17 protein-coding genes and 1 tRNA gene are annotated in these 14,978 nt (G+C 60.2%); 14 read left to right on the forward strand and 4 right to left on the reverse strand.

The window, feature by feature from the left end; genetic code table 11:
* Positions 1-65 precede the first annotated feature (65 nt).
* Positions 66-311: a DUF2789 domain-containing protein gene (locus ACA072_RS00830; RefSeq protein WP_497622492.1), complete on the forward strand. Its 246-nt coding sequence runs from the start codon at positions 66-68 to the stop codon at positions 309-311.
* 14 nt (positions 312-325) lie between these two features.
* On the opposite strand, the gene ACA072_RS00835 is transcribed toward ACA072_RS00830, so the two are convergent.
* Positions 326-631, reverse strand: coding sequence for a type II toxin-antitoxin system RelE/ParE family toxin (locus tag ACA072_RS00835; protein WP_497622494.1), 306 nt, complete (start codon positions 629-631; stop codon positions 326-328).
* Positions 628-903, reverse strand: a complete 276-nt coding sequence (locus tag ACA072_RS00840) for an antitoxin of toxin-antitoxin stability system (protein WP_497622496.1) — start codon at positions 901-903, stop codon at positions 628-630. Before ACA072_RS00840 ends, ACA072_RS00835 begins: the two co-directional genes overlap by 4 nt.
* A gap of 156 nt (positions 904-1,059) precedes the next feature.
* Here ACA072_RS00840 and ACA072_RS00845 point away from each other — a divergent pair, with 156 nt between their 5' ends.
* From ACA072_RS00845 to ACA072_RS00880, 8 genes are all read left to right on the forward strand, one after another.
* The gene (locus tag ACA072_RS00845) at positions 1,060-1,245 is read left to right on the forward strand and encodes an antitoxin (protein WP_497624927.1); all 186 of its coding nucleotides are present in this window, start codon (positions 1,060-1,062) and stop codon (positions 1,243-1,245) included.
* 255 nt (positions 1,246-1,500) lie between these two features.
* The gene (locus ACA072_RS00850) at positions 1,501-1,929 is read left to right on the forward strand and encodes a MarR family winged helix-turn-helix transcriptional regulator (RefSeq protein WP_497622498.1); all 429 of its coding nucleotides are present in this window, start codon (positions 1,501-1,503) and stop codon (positions 1,927-1,929) included.
* Positions 1,926-3,998: an FUSC family protein gene (locus tag ACA072_RS00855; protein WP_497622499.1), complete on the forward strand. Its 2,073-nt coding sequence runs from the start codon at positions 1,926-1,928 to the stop codon at positions 3,996-3,998. The genes ACA072_RS00850 and ACA072_RS00855 overlap by 4 nt, the downstream gene beginning before the upstream one ends.
* Complete coding sequence (locus ACA072_RS00860) at positions 3,995-4,204, forward strand: DUF1656 domain-containing protein (RefSeq protein ID WP_008148151.1); 210 nt, start codon at positions 3,995-3,997, stop codon at positions 4,202-4,204. Before ACA072_RS00855 ends, ACA072_RS00860 begins: the two co-directional genes overlap by 4 nt.
* A complete protein-coding gene (locus ACA072_RS00865) occupies positions 4,201-5,088 on the forward strand; it encodes an efflux RND transporter periplasmic adaptor subunit (protein WP_497622500.1) in 888 nt (295 codons plus the stop codon). Before ACA072_RS00860 ends, ACA072_RS00865 begins: the two co-directional genes overlap by 4 nt.
* Positions 5,085-6,533: an efflux transporter outer membrane subunit gene (locus ACA072_RS00870; protein ID WP_497622501.1), complete on the forward strand. Its 1,449-nt coding sequence runs from the start codon at positions 5,085-5,087 to the stop codon at positions 6,531-6,533. Before ACA072_RS00865 ends, ACA072_RS00870 begins: the two co-directional genes overlap by 4 nt.
* A gap of 81 nt (positions 6,534-6,614) precedes the next feature.
* A complete protein-coding gene (locus tag ACA072_RS00875) occupies positions 6,615-7,250 on the forward strand; it encodes an NADH:ubiquinone oxidoreductase subunit N (protein ID WP_497622502.1) in 636 nt (211 codons plus the stop codon).
* Positions 7,251-7,567: 317 nt separating this feature from the next.
* Entirely contained in the window at positions 7,568-9,073 is a 1,506-nt protein-coding gene (locus ACA072_RS00880; protein ID WP_497622503.1) for a YdgA family protein, read from the forward strand.
* A 76-nt stretch (positions 9,074-9,149) separates the two neighbouring features.
* On the opposite strand, the gene ACA072_RS00885 is transcribed toward ACA072_RS00880, so the two are convergent.
* Positions 9,150-10,679 carry an FAD-dependent oxidoreductase gene (locus tag ACA072_RS00885; RefSeq protein ID WP_497622505.1) on the reverse strand — a complete coding sequence of 510 codons (1,530 nt, stop codon included), beginning with the start codon at positions 10,677-10,679 and terminating at the stop codon, positions 9,150-9,152.
* A gap of 139 nt (positions 10,680-10,818) precedes the next feature.
* Between ACA072_RS00885 and ACA072_RS00890 the strand changes: the two genes are divergently transcribed.
* The 5 genes from ACA072_RS00890 (at position 10,819) to ACA072_RS00910 (ending at position 14,650) form a co-directional block, all read left to right on the forward strand.
* Positions 10,819-11,379 (forward strand): YbhB/YbcL family Raf kinase inhibitor-like protein, encoded by a 561-nt coding sequence (locus ACA072_RS00890; RefSeq protein ID WP_497622507.1) that lies wholly within the window; start codon positions 10,819-10,821, stop codon positions 11,377-11,379.
* An 89-nt stretch (positions 11,380-11,468) separates the two neighbouring features.
* Positions 11,469-13,169 (forward strand): vWA domain-containing protein, encoded by a 1,701-nt coding sequence (locus ACA072_RS00895; RefSeq protein WP_497622509.1) that lies wholly within the window; start codon positions 11,469-11,471, stop codon positions 13,167-13,169.
* A 1-nt stretch (position 13,170) separates the two neighbouring features.
* On the forward strand, positions 13,171-13,737 hold the full coding sequence (locus ACA072_RS00900; RefSeq protein ID WP_497622512.1) for an RNA polymerase sigma factor: 567 nt from the start codon (positions 13,171-13,173) through the stop codon (positions 13,735-13,737).
* Positions 13,734-14,363 carry a hypothetical protein gene (locus ACA072_RS00905; protein ID WP_497622514.1) on the forward strand — a complete coding sequence of 210 codons (630 nt, stop codon included), beginning with the start codon at positions 13,734-13,736 and terminating at the stop codon, positions 14,361-14,363. The genes ACA072_RS00900 and ACA072_RS00905 overlap by 4 nt, the downstream gene beginning before the upstream one ends.
* 20 nt (positions 14,364-14,383) lie before the next feature.
* Positions 14,384-14,650 carry a hypothetical protein gene (locus tag ACA072_RS00910; protein ID WP_497622516.1) on the forward strand — a complete coding sequence of 89 codons (267 nt, stop codon included), beginning with the start codon at positions 14,384-14,386 and terminating at the stop codon, positions 14,648-14,650.
* 148 nt (positions 14,651-14,798) lie between these two features.
* Here the strand turns inward: ACA072_RS00910 and ACA072_RS00915 are convergent.
* Positions 14,799-14,875: transfer RNA gene (locus ACA072_RS00915), tRNA-Arg, on the reverse strand.
* Positions 14,876-14,978 lie beyond the last annotated feature (103 nt).

Consider the following 14,978-nt stretch of genomic DNA (forward strand, 5'->3'; position numbering starts at 1 on the left):
GTGGCTTGCCCGCGATTGACTGCAAAGCAGTCACCCCATCATTTGCCATAAAAAAGGAGCCCGACATGGAATCCCCAACCCACAGCCTCCCTTCCCTGTTCAAACAACTCGGCCTGGACAGCGATCCGATCAGCATCGACCAATTTATCGCCACCCATTCACCGCTCAAACCGGAACTGCATCTAGCGGATGCGTTTTTCTGGACCAAGAGTCAGGCGGAGTTTTTGAGGGACGAGATTCTGGATGATGCGGATTGGGCGGAGGTGGTGGATCAACTTGATGTGCTGATGAGGAAGGGGCGGGGGGTGTAAATCTGAGGAGTTCTTCAACTCTCCAGCGGCCACTGTCGAGAAGTGTGGACCAGCGCGAGTATCCAGATCGCGCCCGGTCCCAGTTCATAGACGATGCGATAACTCTGGTGCGGAATCAGCTCTCGAGTGCCTGCAATGATTCCGGCGGGGCCGCTTTCAGGGTATTGGGACAGCCGAGATATTGAGTGAGTGACACGGGTGTCCATGTCGATGGCTGCTTTTGGATTGACGGCATGGAGGTAATCCCAAATTTCTGCACGATCCTGTGCTGCTGCTGCTGCTGCTGCTGCTGCTGCTGCTGGCGTCCAGATAATCCTCATCCTTTAGCAGCCCTCGCACGCCTGGCGGCGAATTCTGCTTCAACTTCATCATTGGTCAGGCCTTCGCCTGCGTTCATGGACACTCGCGCGCTGTCCACTTTGCGTTGTAAAAACGCTTCGTACTCACGCGACTCGCGCTGTTTTTGAACGAATTGCCGCATCATGTCACGAACAATCTGCGAAGCAGGGCGATGCGAAGCCTCTGCCTCAGCCATGAACTGCTCGCGCAATTCCGGTTCGAGTTTCATTGTAAAGACGGCTTGTTTTGACATGGTCTGCATCCTCGACTGATGTACTGACGGAGTATATACGTCGTCAGTACAAACCATGGCCAGAGAGAAAATTGATGCGACGCGCGGTGAATCACAGCTTTTCTGTTCAAACAACTCGGCCTGGGCGCGATCCGGTCAGCATCGGGATCTTAAAAAATAGTGTCTGACTTCAAGAAAAATCCAGCAGAGGTACTGAATGGGGCACATGGCGAGCCTGTGACAGTGGTTTCAGCCGATGTTTTCGAGTGCGCAATGGAACGCCTCGATGACCTTGAATGGGCGGAAATTGTTCGTTCACGCCAGCATGAAACACCGATTTCGGTAAATCTGGATGACCTTTAGGCTCGAACCCGATTAAACGCGCCATCAGCGCTAATGGGGGGTGTAAAAATCTTAACGAAACGACTGAAATGTGCAAAAAACTTACAGGCGTTGCAGAAATCTGGGCTTGAATCGTGTCTGTGAACTTTTTCAGCCTCCCTCTGGCCCAGAATTGTTTCAAAACTTGACCAACTTTCCCCTCCAATGCCATATTGATAGTTAGCAAACTAACAGTGTGTGTTTCCCCTCGTGCCGAAAAACCTCGACGCTCTCCAGATGAACATCAGCAGCTCCATGGTGGTGGCCGCGAGGCATTGGCGGAAGATCTGCCAGACCACGCTGGTCAACTATGGAATCTCTGAAGCCTGCGCCGTCCCGTTGTTGATGATCGGGCGTCTGGGCGAGGGTGTGCGGCAGGTGACGGTGGCGCAGGCGGCGGGGATGGAGAGTCCGTCGCTGGTGCGTCTGCTCGATCAGTTGTGTCATGCCGGCTACGTTCGTCGCACCGAAGACGCCCATGACCGGCGCGCCAAATGCCTGAGCCTGACGGAAACCGGTCGGGAGTTGGTGCAGGCTGTCGAGATCGAGCTGGTGCGGTTGCGCCATGAAGTGCTCGAAGGGATCGACCGCAGTGATCTTGAAGCGACGTTACGGGTATTGAGAGCCTTTGAAGCGGCCAACGCACCGTCGGTGGCCAACCCTTGAGCGGATTTTTTACCGGCGTTCCTCCGGCGCGGGACTGGTTCTATGGGGTGCGTACGTTCGCGGCGTCGATGATTGCGCTGTACATCGCCATGCTCATGCAAATGCCGCGTCCGTATTGGGCGATGGCCACCGTGTACATCGTTTCCAGCCCGTTTGTCGGCCCCACCAGTTCCAAGGCGTTGTACCGCGCGGTCGGCACTTTTCTCGGTGCGGCGGCAGCGGTTTTTTTCGTGCCGATGTTTGTCCAGAGCCCCTATGTGCTGGTGGTCGTAATCGCGCTGTGGACCGGGACGTTGCTATTCCTGTCCCTGCATCTGCGCACGGCCAACAGTTACGCGCTGATGCTCGCCGGTTACACGTTGCCGCTGATTGCCTTGCCGGTGGTCGATAACCCGCTGGCGGTGTGGGATGTCGCGGAAGCGCGAACCGAGGAAATCTTCCTCGGCATCGCCGTGGCGGCGGTGGTCGGTGCGATGTTCTGGCCACGGCGGCTGGCGCCGGTGTTCAACGATTCGGTGAATAAATGGTTCGCCGATGCCTCGACTTACAGCCTGCGTTTCCTCAGCCGCAACGTACAGCCGGAGGAAGTCAGTGCCTTGCGCTCGGCGATGGTGGCGACCTTCAACAGCCTGGAGCTGATGATCGGTCAGTTGCCCCACGAGGGCGCGCGACCGCAGACGGTGCGCAACACCAAGGAACTGCGCGGGCGGATGATTCACCTGCTGCCGGTGATCGACGCCCTCGACGACGCGCTCTACGCCCTTGAACGAAGAACCCCCGAGCTTGTGGATAAGTTCGCGCCGCTGTTGACCGTGACCACCGAATGGCTGGATCACAAAGATGCCGACCTCGGCCGCTGGCAGGCGCTGAAAGATCAGCTTGAGGCCTTGCAACCGTCCGCCGAAGCGCTGGATGACCGCAAACAGCTGCTGTTCTCCAACGCGTTGTATCGCCTCGGCGAGTGGATTGATGTGTGGCAAGACTGCCGCAGCCTGCAATACGCCATTCAGTGCGAAAGCCAGGACAGCTGGCGCGCGGTGTATCGGCATTGGCGTCTGGGTCGCCTGTCGCCGTTTCTCGACCGTGGGCTGATGCTCTATTCGGCGGCGTCCACGGTGACCGCGATCATTGTCGCGTCGGTGCTGTGGATTCTGCTCGGCTGGACCGACGGTGGCGCCGCGGTGATTCTGGCAGCGGTGGCGTGTAGTTTCTTTGCCTCGATGGACGACCCGGCGCCGCAGATTTTCCGGTTCTTTTTCTGGACCGCGATGTCGGTGCTGTTTGCCAGCCTTTATCTGTTCCTGGTCCTGCCCAACCTGCATGACTTCCCGATGCTGGTTCTGGCGTTTGCGGTGCCGTTCATTTGCATCGGCACCCTGACGGTCAAGCCGCAGTTTTACCTGGGCATGCTGCTGACCCTGGTCAACACCTCGTCGTTCATCAGCATTCAAGGCGCTTACGACGCGGATTTCCTCAGCTTCGCCAACTCCAACCTGGCCGGCCCCGTCGGCTTGCTGTTCGCTTTTGTCTGGACCCTGATCGCCCGGCCGTTCGGTGCGGAACTCGCGGCCAAGCGCCTGACCCGTTTCAGCTGGCGCGACATTGTCAGCCTGACCGAGCCAGCCACGTTGGCCGAACACCGCCACCTCGGTGTGCAGATGCTCGATCGCTTGATGCAGCATCTGCCGCGATTGGCCATGACCGGACAAGACACCGGCATCGCGCTGCGGGAAGTACGCGTAGCGCTGAACTTGCTCGACCTGCTTGCCTACACGCCGCGAGTGCACGGCACACCACAAATGCTGCTGCATCAAGTGGTGGCCGAAGTCGGCGAGTATTTCAAAGCGTGCCTCAAGGCCGGCGAGCGATTGCCGGCACCGAGCCCGCTGCTGATGACCCTCGACCGCACCCGCCGCGCCCTCAACACCGAGTGCGATGACGGCGCGCGTCTGCACTTGTTGCATGCCTTGAGCGGTCTGCGTCTGTCGCTGCTGCCCGGGGTGGAATTCGTAGCCTCGGGTGAACTCGAAGAACCGCTTCCCCATGGCATCGATGGAGCGCCTTTATGATCGGTGATCTGGATATCAGCGGGGTATTCCTGCCCACGCTGCTGGTGCTGATGGGCATTACGTACGTGCTGTTCCTGTTGGTGCACGGGTTGCTGACGCGCCTGCACTTTTACCGTCTGGTCTGGCACCGGGCATTGTTTAACGTGGCTCTCTACGCCTTGCTGCTCGGCGCCGTGGACTCACTCAGTCGATACCTGATGACATGAAAAAGCCTTTTTTAACCCTCGGTCGCGTGGTCCTGACCCTGCTGATCGTGACCTTCGCCGTCGTCGTGGTCTGGCGCATGGTGATGTATTACATGTTCGCGCCCTGGACACGGGACGGGCACATCCGTGCTGACATCGTGCAGATCGCCCCGGACGTGTCCGGGCTCATTCAGCAAGTGGAAGTGCGCGACAACCAGTTGGTGAAACGCGGCCAGGTGCTGTTCAGCATCGACCAGGACCGCTTCAAACTGGCCTTGCGTCAGGCCAAGGCAGCGGTCGCCGACCGCCAGGAAACCCTGGCCCAGGCGCAACGCGAAGCCAAGCGTAACCGTGGCCTCGGCAATCTGGTGCCGGGCGAACAACTGGAAGAAAGCCAGTCCCGCGTGGCCCGCGCCGAAGTGGCCTTGATGGAAGCTCAGGTGGCGGTGGACAGCGCCCAGCTCAACCTCGACCGCTCGACCATTCGCAGCCCGGTGGACGGTTACGTCAACGACCGCGCGCCGCGTACTCAGGAATTCGTCACTGCCGGGCGCCCGGTGTTGTCGGTGGTGGACAGCAATTCGTTCCACATTGACGGTTATTTCGAAGAAACCAAGCTTGACGGAATCCATGTCGGCCAGTCGGTGGACATCCGGGTGGTCGGCGACCGCGCGCGTTTGCGCGGCCATGTGGAAAGCATCGTCGCCGGCATCGAGGACCGCGACCGCAGCAGCGGCAGCAACCTGCTGCCCAACGTCAATCCGGCGTTCAGCTGGGTGCGGCTGGCCCAGCGGATTCCGGTGCGGATTGCCTTCGATGACGTGCCAGCGGACTTCCGCATGATCGCCGGGCGTACCGCCACGGTATCGATCATCGAAGACCAACCGCAGGAGCCCGCGAAATGAGCAGGGCCTCGGGTTTGGCGGTCGTCGGCTTAGGCGTGTTGCTGTCGGCCTGTCAGGTGGTCGGGCCGGATTATCACCTGCCGGACGAGGCCGCCATCCACCGTGAAGACTTGCAGGGCGACCTGGCGGTGAACGGTAAAAACGTCGTTTCGGCCCCGGTGCCCGCTGATTGGTGGCGCTTGTATCAGGATCCGCGTCTGGACCAATTGGTGCAGCAGGCCATGGCCAGCAACACCGATTTGCGCGTGGCGGCGGCGAGCCTTTCCCGGGCCCGCGCCCAGGTCGACGAAGCGCAGGCGGCGGGCGGCTGGAGTGGCGGGGTGAAGATCGGCGCCCAGCGCTTGCAGGAATCCGGCGAAGCGTTCTTGCTGGCGGATAAAGTGCCGGTGGCCAACGTCGGCGACATCGGCATTACCACCTCGTATCAGTTCGATTTGTTCGGCACCTTGCAGCGCGGGATCGAAGCGGCCAAGGCCAATGCCGACGCGACTCAAGCCGCCGCCGATACCGCACGTATCACCTTGGTGGCCGATGTGGTTCGGGCTTACACCCAAGTGTGCGCGGCCAACGAGGAGCAGGAAATCGCCCAGCATTCCCTCGACCTGCAAGCCCAAGGCACCACGCTGATCCAGCGTTTGCGCGATGCCGGGCGCGGCGATGAAACTCAGGTCACTCGCTCGCAAACCCAATTCAAATCCTTGCGCGCCGACATGCCGCGTTATGAAGCGGCGCGTCAGGCCGGGTTGTTCCGCTTGTCGATGCTGTTGGCCAAACCGGTCGAGCAATTGCCGGCCGGCACCGCCACCTGTAACGAGCTGCCGAAAATCACCCAGTTGTTGCCGGTCGGTGACGGCGCCACCTTGCTCAAGCGCCGGCCCGATGTGCGTCAGGCCGAACGTCGGCTGGCGGCCGCGACCGCCGGCATCGGCATCGCCACGGGCGAGTTGTACCCGGACATCAGCATCGGCGCGACGGTCGGTACCGTTGGCATCCTCGAAAACCTTGGCAAACCGGCGACCAATCGTTGGGGCTTCGGCCCGTTGCTGACCTGGACCGTGCCGTCCAACGGCTCCCGGGCGCGAATCCGCGAGGCTGAAGCGGCCACCCAAGGCACGCTGGCGCATTTCGATGGCGTGGTACTCAACGCCATCCGCGAGACCCAGACCAGCCTGGCGCAATATTCGGCGCTGTTGCAGCGCCGCGATGCCTTGGCCGACGCCGAACAATCGGCGCAATTGGCCGCGGACCAGACCCACCGCTTCTTCCAGGCCGGCCGCGCGTCGTTCCTGGCGGACCTGCAAGCCACACGCACCTACACCGATGTGCGGGCGCAACTGGCCGCCGCCAATACCCAAGTTGCGATGAGCCAGATCGATTTGTTCCTCGCCTTGGGCGGTGGCTGGGAAAGCGGACGAACGCAAGGCACGAACCCCGGCAATCCCTGAGCCCGTTGCTATGCTTTGACTTGATGAGGTCGCGCGTCGATTTCATCGATCAAGGCTCGCGTTGGTCATGGGGATCTAATAATGAAAAACCCTTATGCTCCCGGCTTCTGGTGCGCTATTACGGCATTGGTCCTGCTGTCGGCCACCTATTTTTACGGCATCATGCTGGCCCACCAGATCGACAAGGCTTTGGTGTTCCTCGACAGTGCCGCGGCGCTGATTGCCGTGATGGCAATCGTCGTGGTGGCCTGGGCTTCAGTCCAGGGCCAGCGCATCAAGAAAAGACAACTCGAACAAGGCAAGACCCTGGTGCTGATCTGGGACACCAAGGTGGCGTTGCGTCGGGTCGAAACGGTGTTTGACCGGTATTTCTGGGGCAGCTACTGGCAACCGGGGCGTACGTTCCAGGAAGTCATGGGCGAACTGACCGGCACGCCGCTGGAAAAAAGCCTCGAGACCTTGAAGAAGCAATGCCTGGAACTGGACAAGCAAGTCTGCGACGAGGACAGGCACTGGCTCAACAATGCCCGTGAACTCTCCGATGTGGCGGCCGCCATGGCCCGTGAACGCTATCAACTGGACTTCTGCGACCCGCGCGCGGAAGTGACGGGCGGGGCGGTGATCAATCGCGATTTTGAAGTGCTGGTGTATACGTGGACGGCGCGGCTCAAGAGCTTTGATCATCAGCTGGATGAGATGGAAGTTCAGTATTCTTGAGCCTGTGTTGTCGGGTCTGACGTCTTCGCGAGCAAGCCCGCTCCCACATTTGACCGAGTCGCTGGATTAGTACTCGGTCAAATGTGGGAGCGGGCTTGCTCGCGAAGGCAATCTAATGACCTCTGAAACTCTCGACCCCTGCCGGTGGTCCACAGGCATCAGGGTTCTCTAGACACTCTTTAACCTTTAAACATTGGGCCGCCCGGTGCGCCTGATGCTAATCTGCATCGCACTTTCAGCGCAGTCGCGACCGTAACCCGTCATGGGTTCAGGGAAGACGACCACATTTTCAACAACGGACATTGATCGGGTAATTCATGAATAAATCAGCAGGCGTGCTTCTTGGAATCGTCGTTGCCATCGGTGCAATCAGCGCCGGTGGTGCCTGGTACACCGGCACCAAAATCGAAGGCGTGCTGAACACTTCGATCGCAGACGCCAACAAAGAGCTAAAAGCCGCGCTGGTCGGTTCCAACGGCACAGCGACGCTGGAACTGGTGTCGCTGGAACGTCATGTGTTCAGCAGCACCGCGCACTACCGCCTCAAGGGCGAAGGTGAAATGTTCGGCGAAGCGCCGGTCGAATTGCTGTTCGTTGACCGCCTCGAACACGGTCCGCTGCCGTTCTCACGTCTGGTTTCGCTGAAATGGCTGCCGGTCATGGCCACCAGTCACTACGAACTGGAAAGAACCCCTGCCACCGAAAAATGGTTTGCCGCTGCCAAGGACAAGTCGCCGCTCAAGGGTCTGGTCAATATCGGTTACGACGAATCCACCAACGGCACCCTTGAATTGCTGCCGCTGGACGTCGCGCTGGATGCCACGTCCAACCTGAAATTTTCCGGCTTGAACCTCGATGTCGCTGCCAGCGCCAAGGCTCAGAAGGTCAAGGCCAACGGCTACATGGACACCCTGACGTTGACCACGGTGGCTGAAGACCAGACGCCGGTGAAGGTCGAGCTGAGCGGTCTGACCGTTGCCAGCAACCTGACCAAAAGCACCTACGGCTATTACGTCGGCGACAACACCCTGGAGCTGACCGACAGCAAAACCACCTTCGGCGCCCAGCAATCGGTATTGGGTTTCAAGAAATTTGAAATGAAGAACCAGACCGAAGAATCGGGCACCAGCGCTTCGGGGCGTGCCGATTACAAGGTGGGTGAAGTGTCGCTGAACGGCAAGAATGTCGGCTCTGCGCAAATGGCCATGAGCCTGAAGAACCTCGACATCCCGGCGACCATGTCGCTGATGCAGGTCTACCAGACCAAACTGCAACCGTACGAGAAAGCCGCCGCTGAAGCCGCTGCCGCCGGTGAACCGGCTCCAGAACTGGTCTTGACCCCAGCCGAAGAGGCGCAGGTCAAAACCGGCCTGGAAAAACTGCTCGCGGCAGGCCCGCAGGTGGCCCTGGAAAATCTGTCGTTCAAATCCACCAACGGTGAAAGCCGCGCCAACCTGGTGCTCGACCTGACCAAACCGCAGTCCATGGACCTGCCGCCAGACCAACTGACCCAACAGCTGATCGCGCTGCTGGATTTCAATCTGCAAGTGTCCAAGCCGATGCTCGTTGACCTGCTTACCGTGCAATCGCAGATCGAAGGCCAGACCGACACCAAACTCATTGCCGATCAGGCAACGGCGACCGCGGACATGTTCAGCAGCATGGCAGTCGGTACGCAGTTGGCCAAACTGGAAGGCAACGACATCGTCACCAAACTGCACTACGCCAACAATCAGGTGGAATTCAACGGCCAGAAAATGACTGTTGAGCAATTTGTCGGCTTCGTGATGGGCAAGCTCGGCGGCGCTCCACAGATTCAGTAATACCGCTCGCCTCAAGGCAACGCCCGGTCTCTGCGACATGCAGACGCCGGGCGTTTTGCTGTCCGCTGTTTAAAACCTAATCCACGTCCCGAATCAGCCGCCACGCCTCATCCACCGGCAACGGCTGTTTCATCCGTTCAGCGAGCATCGCCATCGCCCGCTCTCGATCACAGGCAACCGCCGCCGCAACCACGCCGTTCTTGCTGAACAGGCCGATAAAGGGTGGATGGTCAGGGTCACCCTTGAACTCGACCTCATCCCAGCTTTCGGCGTGGCCGAGGTAGTCGTAATTTTTACCAAAGTGCCAAGTCCAGAAATACGGAACGTCGAGGTAGTGTTCGTCGCCGCCCAGCATGTTTGCGGCAGCGATGCGTGCCTGTTGCTGTGCCAGGCGCCAGTGCTCGATGCGCTGGGGCTGGCCGTTGAGCGGGAAGGTCGCGATATCGCCCGCCGCCCACAATCCTTCGGCTACGCGCATGCCGCCGTCGGCCTGCAGTGAGCGATCCTTTTCCTTGGGCAGATCGGCAAACGGTTCCGTTGCCGGGCTGACACCGATGCCGACCAGCACCAGGTCGGCGGGCAAACGCTGACCGTTGTCCAGTTTCACCGCTTCGACCTTGTCCGTGCCTTCAATCTGCGCAGCTTCGCCCTCGGTATGAAACACCACGCCGTTGGCCTCGTGCAGGGCGCGAATCGACTTGCCGACGGCCTCGCCGAACTGCTTGGCGAACGGCACCGCGTGGCGGGCCAGCACGGTGACCTCCAAACCGTATTGGCGCAGGGCCGACGCGGACTCGAGGGCAATGAAGCTGTCGCCGATGATCACCACCCGCTGTCCTGGTTTCGCAGCGCTCAGAATCCGCGTCGCCTGATCCTTGGAACGCAGCAGGAAGACTTGCGGCAAATCGGCACCGGGCAGCGTGAGAGGGTTGGGTGTGCCGCCGGTTGCGAGCAACGCGGCGTCATAGGTCAGCGACTGACCGTCGGCCAGGCGCAGGGTTTTGTTGGTGGCATCCAGGCTCGCCACTTCCCCGGTGACTCGTTCGATCCGCTGTTCGCGGTAAAAGCTTTCCTCTCGTAGCGGCGGGACTTCTTCGGGTGGCATCTCCCCGGCAATCACGAATTTGCTCAGTACCGTTCGGTCGTAACCGGCATCGGCTTCACGGTCGATCAACACGACGCGGCCGCCGAAGCCTTTTTCGCGCAATGCCGCCGCCCCTGCCGTGCCGGCGGCACCGGCGCCGACGATCACAAACGTACGCTCGTCATCGGCCGGCGGTGTGTGGGGATCCGATAGCGGCTGGTCATCGACCCAGACCTCGTCATCGCGCATCTCCAGGGGGTAGCGCTTGAGGCTGTCCAGAGACGGCGGTTCACACAACCCGCCATCCTCAATCCGATACGCGGCCTTGTGCCACGGGCAGATCAAGCGCCCATGACACAGCGCACCCTCGGCCAGCGGCGCCCCGGCGTGGGGGCATTCGCCTTGATAGGCGCGCAACTGATTGCCGACCCGCAGCAAAACGATTTTGGTGTCCGCGATCCGTACTTCCAGGCCTCGGTTTTCGGGCACATCGGCGAAACGGGCGACGCGGTGCAGGGCCATGATCACTCTCCAGGCAGGCGATTCACTTAAGAGTTTGGCGCGTAACCCGAGGTTCAGCCAATTCCCACTGCCACCGCACGAACGGTACAGCTATAGTTCGCAAGCCGACGAAGGCCCCATCCGCACAAGGTGCTCCGGAATGACCCGATTGACCTCTCTGAACCCTTGGCTGGCGGCCGTTACCGTCGCCCTTTGCGTGCAGTTTCCGGCGCAGGCCCAGGAACGCTTCACCGTCAGCATTCCCGGTGTTTCGGATAACCGTCTGTTCACCGCGGCAGCGGCCAGCGACGCCAGCGGCTGCGGCGGCAAGAACCAGTCCCCGGCCCTGAGCTGGAACGCCGGCCCACCCGGCACCTTGAGCTACGCCATCGTCATGCACGACCCGGACGGCCAGAAAGGCCTCGGCGTCGATCACTGGATTCACTACGGCATCAAGGCCGCGACCCGCCAGATCCCGGCCGGCGTGGGCGCCAAATCCGCGCTCGAAGGTATGGGCGGCAGCAACAGCAAAGGCACCACCGGCTACATCGGTCCTTGCCCGCCCGTCGGCGACAGCTCCCACCATTACATCATCCAGCTCTACGCCCTCGATTTGGCGCCGGACGCCTTGCCCGCCGGCCTGACCCGCACGCAGCTGATGGAAAAAATCAAAGGCCATGTGCTGAAAAACAGCAGTGTGGTGCGGCGTTATCACCGCTGAGATTATTTTTTCAGCCGGGTTAACCCGAACCTGAGCGGGGGCTCGTCTCAGAGGATGAATGGATCAATTTCCTCCTGAGGTCAGCTCCCATGTCCCTCCCTCTGCATGTCCTCCGCCCGGCCGCCCAGGGTTTCGCCGTCGGGCTGCTGCTGGCCGTTGCCGGTTGCGGCGTTTCATCCACACCTGAGTCCGCTTCGGTGCCGCCACCGGCCCAAGGTGAAATGAAAACCGAGGCGCTGGTGCGCAACGAATCCGTTGCGGCGGATGCCTCGATGGCCAAGCGCAGCATTCGTCCGGCACCCATAGCGGGCTTTGCGCCAGAGATGGCTGCGCCGGGTTATCAGGATGAGCAGCGCGAGCAATATCAAGCGCTGGCGGATAACCCGATTCACAGCGTGGCCGAGGCACCGGTCTCGACCTTCAGCGCTGACGTCGATACCGGCGCTTACGCCAATGTCCGCCGCTTGCTGAATCAGGGACGCCTGCCGCCCGAAGGCGCGGTGCGGCTGGAGGAAATGGTCAATTACTTTCCCTACGATTACGCGTTGCCCACCGATGGCTCGCCGTTTGGCGTGACCACCGAACTGGCACCGTCGCCCTGGAATCCACATACCCGTTTGCTGCGCATCGGCATCAAGGCGTCGGACCGAGCGGTCGCGGAACTGGCCCCGGCCAACCTGGTGTTTTTGGTGGACGTGTCCGGCTCGATGGACCGTCGCGAAGGTTTGCCGCTGGTCAAAAGCACGCTGAAATTGCTGGTCGATCAACTGCGCGAGCAGGATCGCGTTTCTCTGGTGGTCTATGCCGGCGAGTCGCGTGTCGTACTGGAACCCACTTCCGGACGGGAAAAAGCGAAGATTCGTACAGCGATCGACCAATTAACCGCCGGTGGCTCGACGGCGGGTGCCTCGGGCATCGAACTGGCCTATCAGATGGCGCAACAGGCCTTCATCGCCAAAGGCATCAACCGCATCCTGTTAGCCACGGACGGTGACTTCAACGTCGGCATCAGCGACTTCGACAGCCTCAAGCAAATGGCTGTGGATAAACGCAAGACCGGCGTGTCCCTGACCACCTTGGGTTTTGGTGTGGATAACTACAATGAATACCTGATGGAACAGCTGGCCGACGCCGGTGATGGCAACTACGCCTACATCGACAACCTGCGCGAGGCGCGCAAGGTGCTGGTGGATCAACTCGGCTCGACCCTCGCAGTGGTGGCGAAAAACGTGAAGCTGCAAGTGGAGTTCAACCCGGCGCAGGTCAGCGAATACCGACTGTTGGGGTATGAGAACCGGGCGCTGAAGCGTGAGGATTTCAGCAATGACAAAGTCGATGCCGGAGAAATCGGTGCAGGACATACGGTGACGGCGTTGTACGAAATTGTGCCGAAGGGCGAGAAGGGGTGGTTGGAGCCATTGCGATACGGCAAGTCTGAGTCGGTGGCTTCCGGTACAACCGGGGAATTGGCGATGCTGCGTGTGCGTTATCAGCTGCCTGAAGGTGGGAACAGTCGCTTGATCGAACGGCCGATTGCGGGTGATCCAGTCGGCAAAGCCAGTGATGACCTGCGATTTGCAGCGGCCGTGGCCGCGTTTTCCCAGCAACTCAAGGACGGCCGCTATACCGGTGATTTCAGCCTGAAGGACACCGAGGCTTTGGCGCGCGGAGCACGGGGTGACGACCGATTTGGTCTGCGGGCAGAGTTCGTGCAACTGGTGGAGTTGGCGCAGAGCCTGCGCACCACCACCGCTTCCAATAGTGAGCCGCATAAAGGAGAGTACAACTGACATGGCAGCGCCTGAACCGAGCGATGAATCGCTGCTGGCCCGGTACCGCGCAGGCGACGGGCCAGCGTTCGAGATCTTGTACGCCCGTCATCGCCAAGGCCTCTACCGGTTTCTCTTCGGTTTGAGCGGCAAGCCCGAACTCGCCGAAGAGGTTTACCAGGAGACCTGGCTGAGCCTGATCCGCAGCACCAGTCAGCCACAAGGCCGGGCGAATTTTCGTACGTGGCTGTTTCAGATTGCCCGCAACCGATTGATCGACCACTGGCGCAAACATGGCATTCACAACCCTTTGCACGACAGCTATGACGAACAAACCCACGCCGTGATTGATGAGGCGACCGATCCAGAGCAACTGCTGAGCCTGAGCCGCGACAGCCAGCGCCTCGAAGCAGCCCTGCAAAACCTGCCCGCCGACCAGCGCGAAGTCTTCCTGCTGCGCGCCCACGGCGATCTCGACCTGCCGCAGATCGCCACCCTCACCGAAACACCCCTGGAAACCGTCAAGAGTCGCTTGCGCTACGCCCAGCAAAAACTGCGTCGGCTGCTGGCCGAGGAGGTACTGACATGACTGACGCCCGCAAAACACCGGAAGACGATGTGGTGAAGCATTTCCGTGAAAACGCGACCGGTGAACCACCGGCCCATCTCGACGCGTTCATTCTGGCCGCCGCACATCGAGAAGCGCCTGAGCCGAAACCGAACGTGTGGCAACGCTGGGTTCTGGCCTGCCAGAAACCTCGTTGGCAAGTCGCATTCGCCAGCCTCGTTGGCGTCGCCCTGATGTTGGCGCTGGTGCAACGTACGCCCGAGCAAGTGCCTACCTACGATTCCACCCCGGCGCCCAATACCTCATCTTTTGCGGCCAAGAAAGAAGCCGCAGAAGCGCCTGCATCGGTTGCCCGCTCCCTGGCTGCTCCGGCCGGTGCGATGTCCGCACCCGCGCCCATAGCGCCAATGGCTGATATGGCTGCGCCGGCGCAAAACGAATCGATCAGCGCTGAAATGGCTGAAGAAGCGAAGGTCAGTAAACGCTTCGCGGCCCCGCCGAAGTTCCTCGACGACCAATTACGGGAAGTGATCCGCCTGCGAAATGCCGGTCAAACCAAAGTGGCTGATGAGCTGATGGCGACATTGCAAAAGCGCTTTCCCAAGGAAAACCTCGCCGCCCGACTCAAAAATTTGCAGGAAAACTGAGAGGCAAAGCGCCCAGCGATTTGGCATCAACACCCGAAAGCGCGCACTATCGGGCCATAGCCGATGCGTTGGAGGATGCCGTGGCAAAAAAAATCGACCGCATCGCCCAAATGCTCAACTGCCCGGAAAAGGGTGAGGAATTGCGGCGTGCTGTGACTGAGAGTCGAAAGGAGTTTCTTCTGGCGAAGCAGGCAGAGGACGCGCTGGAGGAGGACGTCCTTGATGATGAAGAGGTTGAGGACGAAGAGGATGATGAGTACGACGAGTTTGATTGGACGACGGAATGAAAAAACCGCTTAGGCGGTTTCTTCCGGTGCAGTTGTTCGGTTAAACCGAACAACTGAATCTTTACTCGGCTCCACTCGTTCAGCGCGAACCAGCACCCACAAAAAAGCCCCAGACCCTAAAATCTGAGGCTTTCTCGTTTCTACTATATGGTGCACCAGGCGGGATTCGAACCCACGACCCCTGCCTTCGGAGGGCAGTACTCTATCCAGCTGAGCTACTGGTGCAAGCGGGCGCCATGATACTCATATGCACTGCGGGCGTCCATGCTGCTGAATCGACTGCGGTTTTCGCAACCGTAACAACCGTTTGCTACGTTGATCAGAAAAA

Source organism: Pseudomonas sp. LBUM1656 (assembly GCF_059716065.1).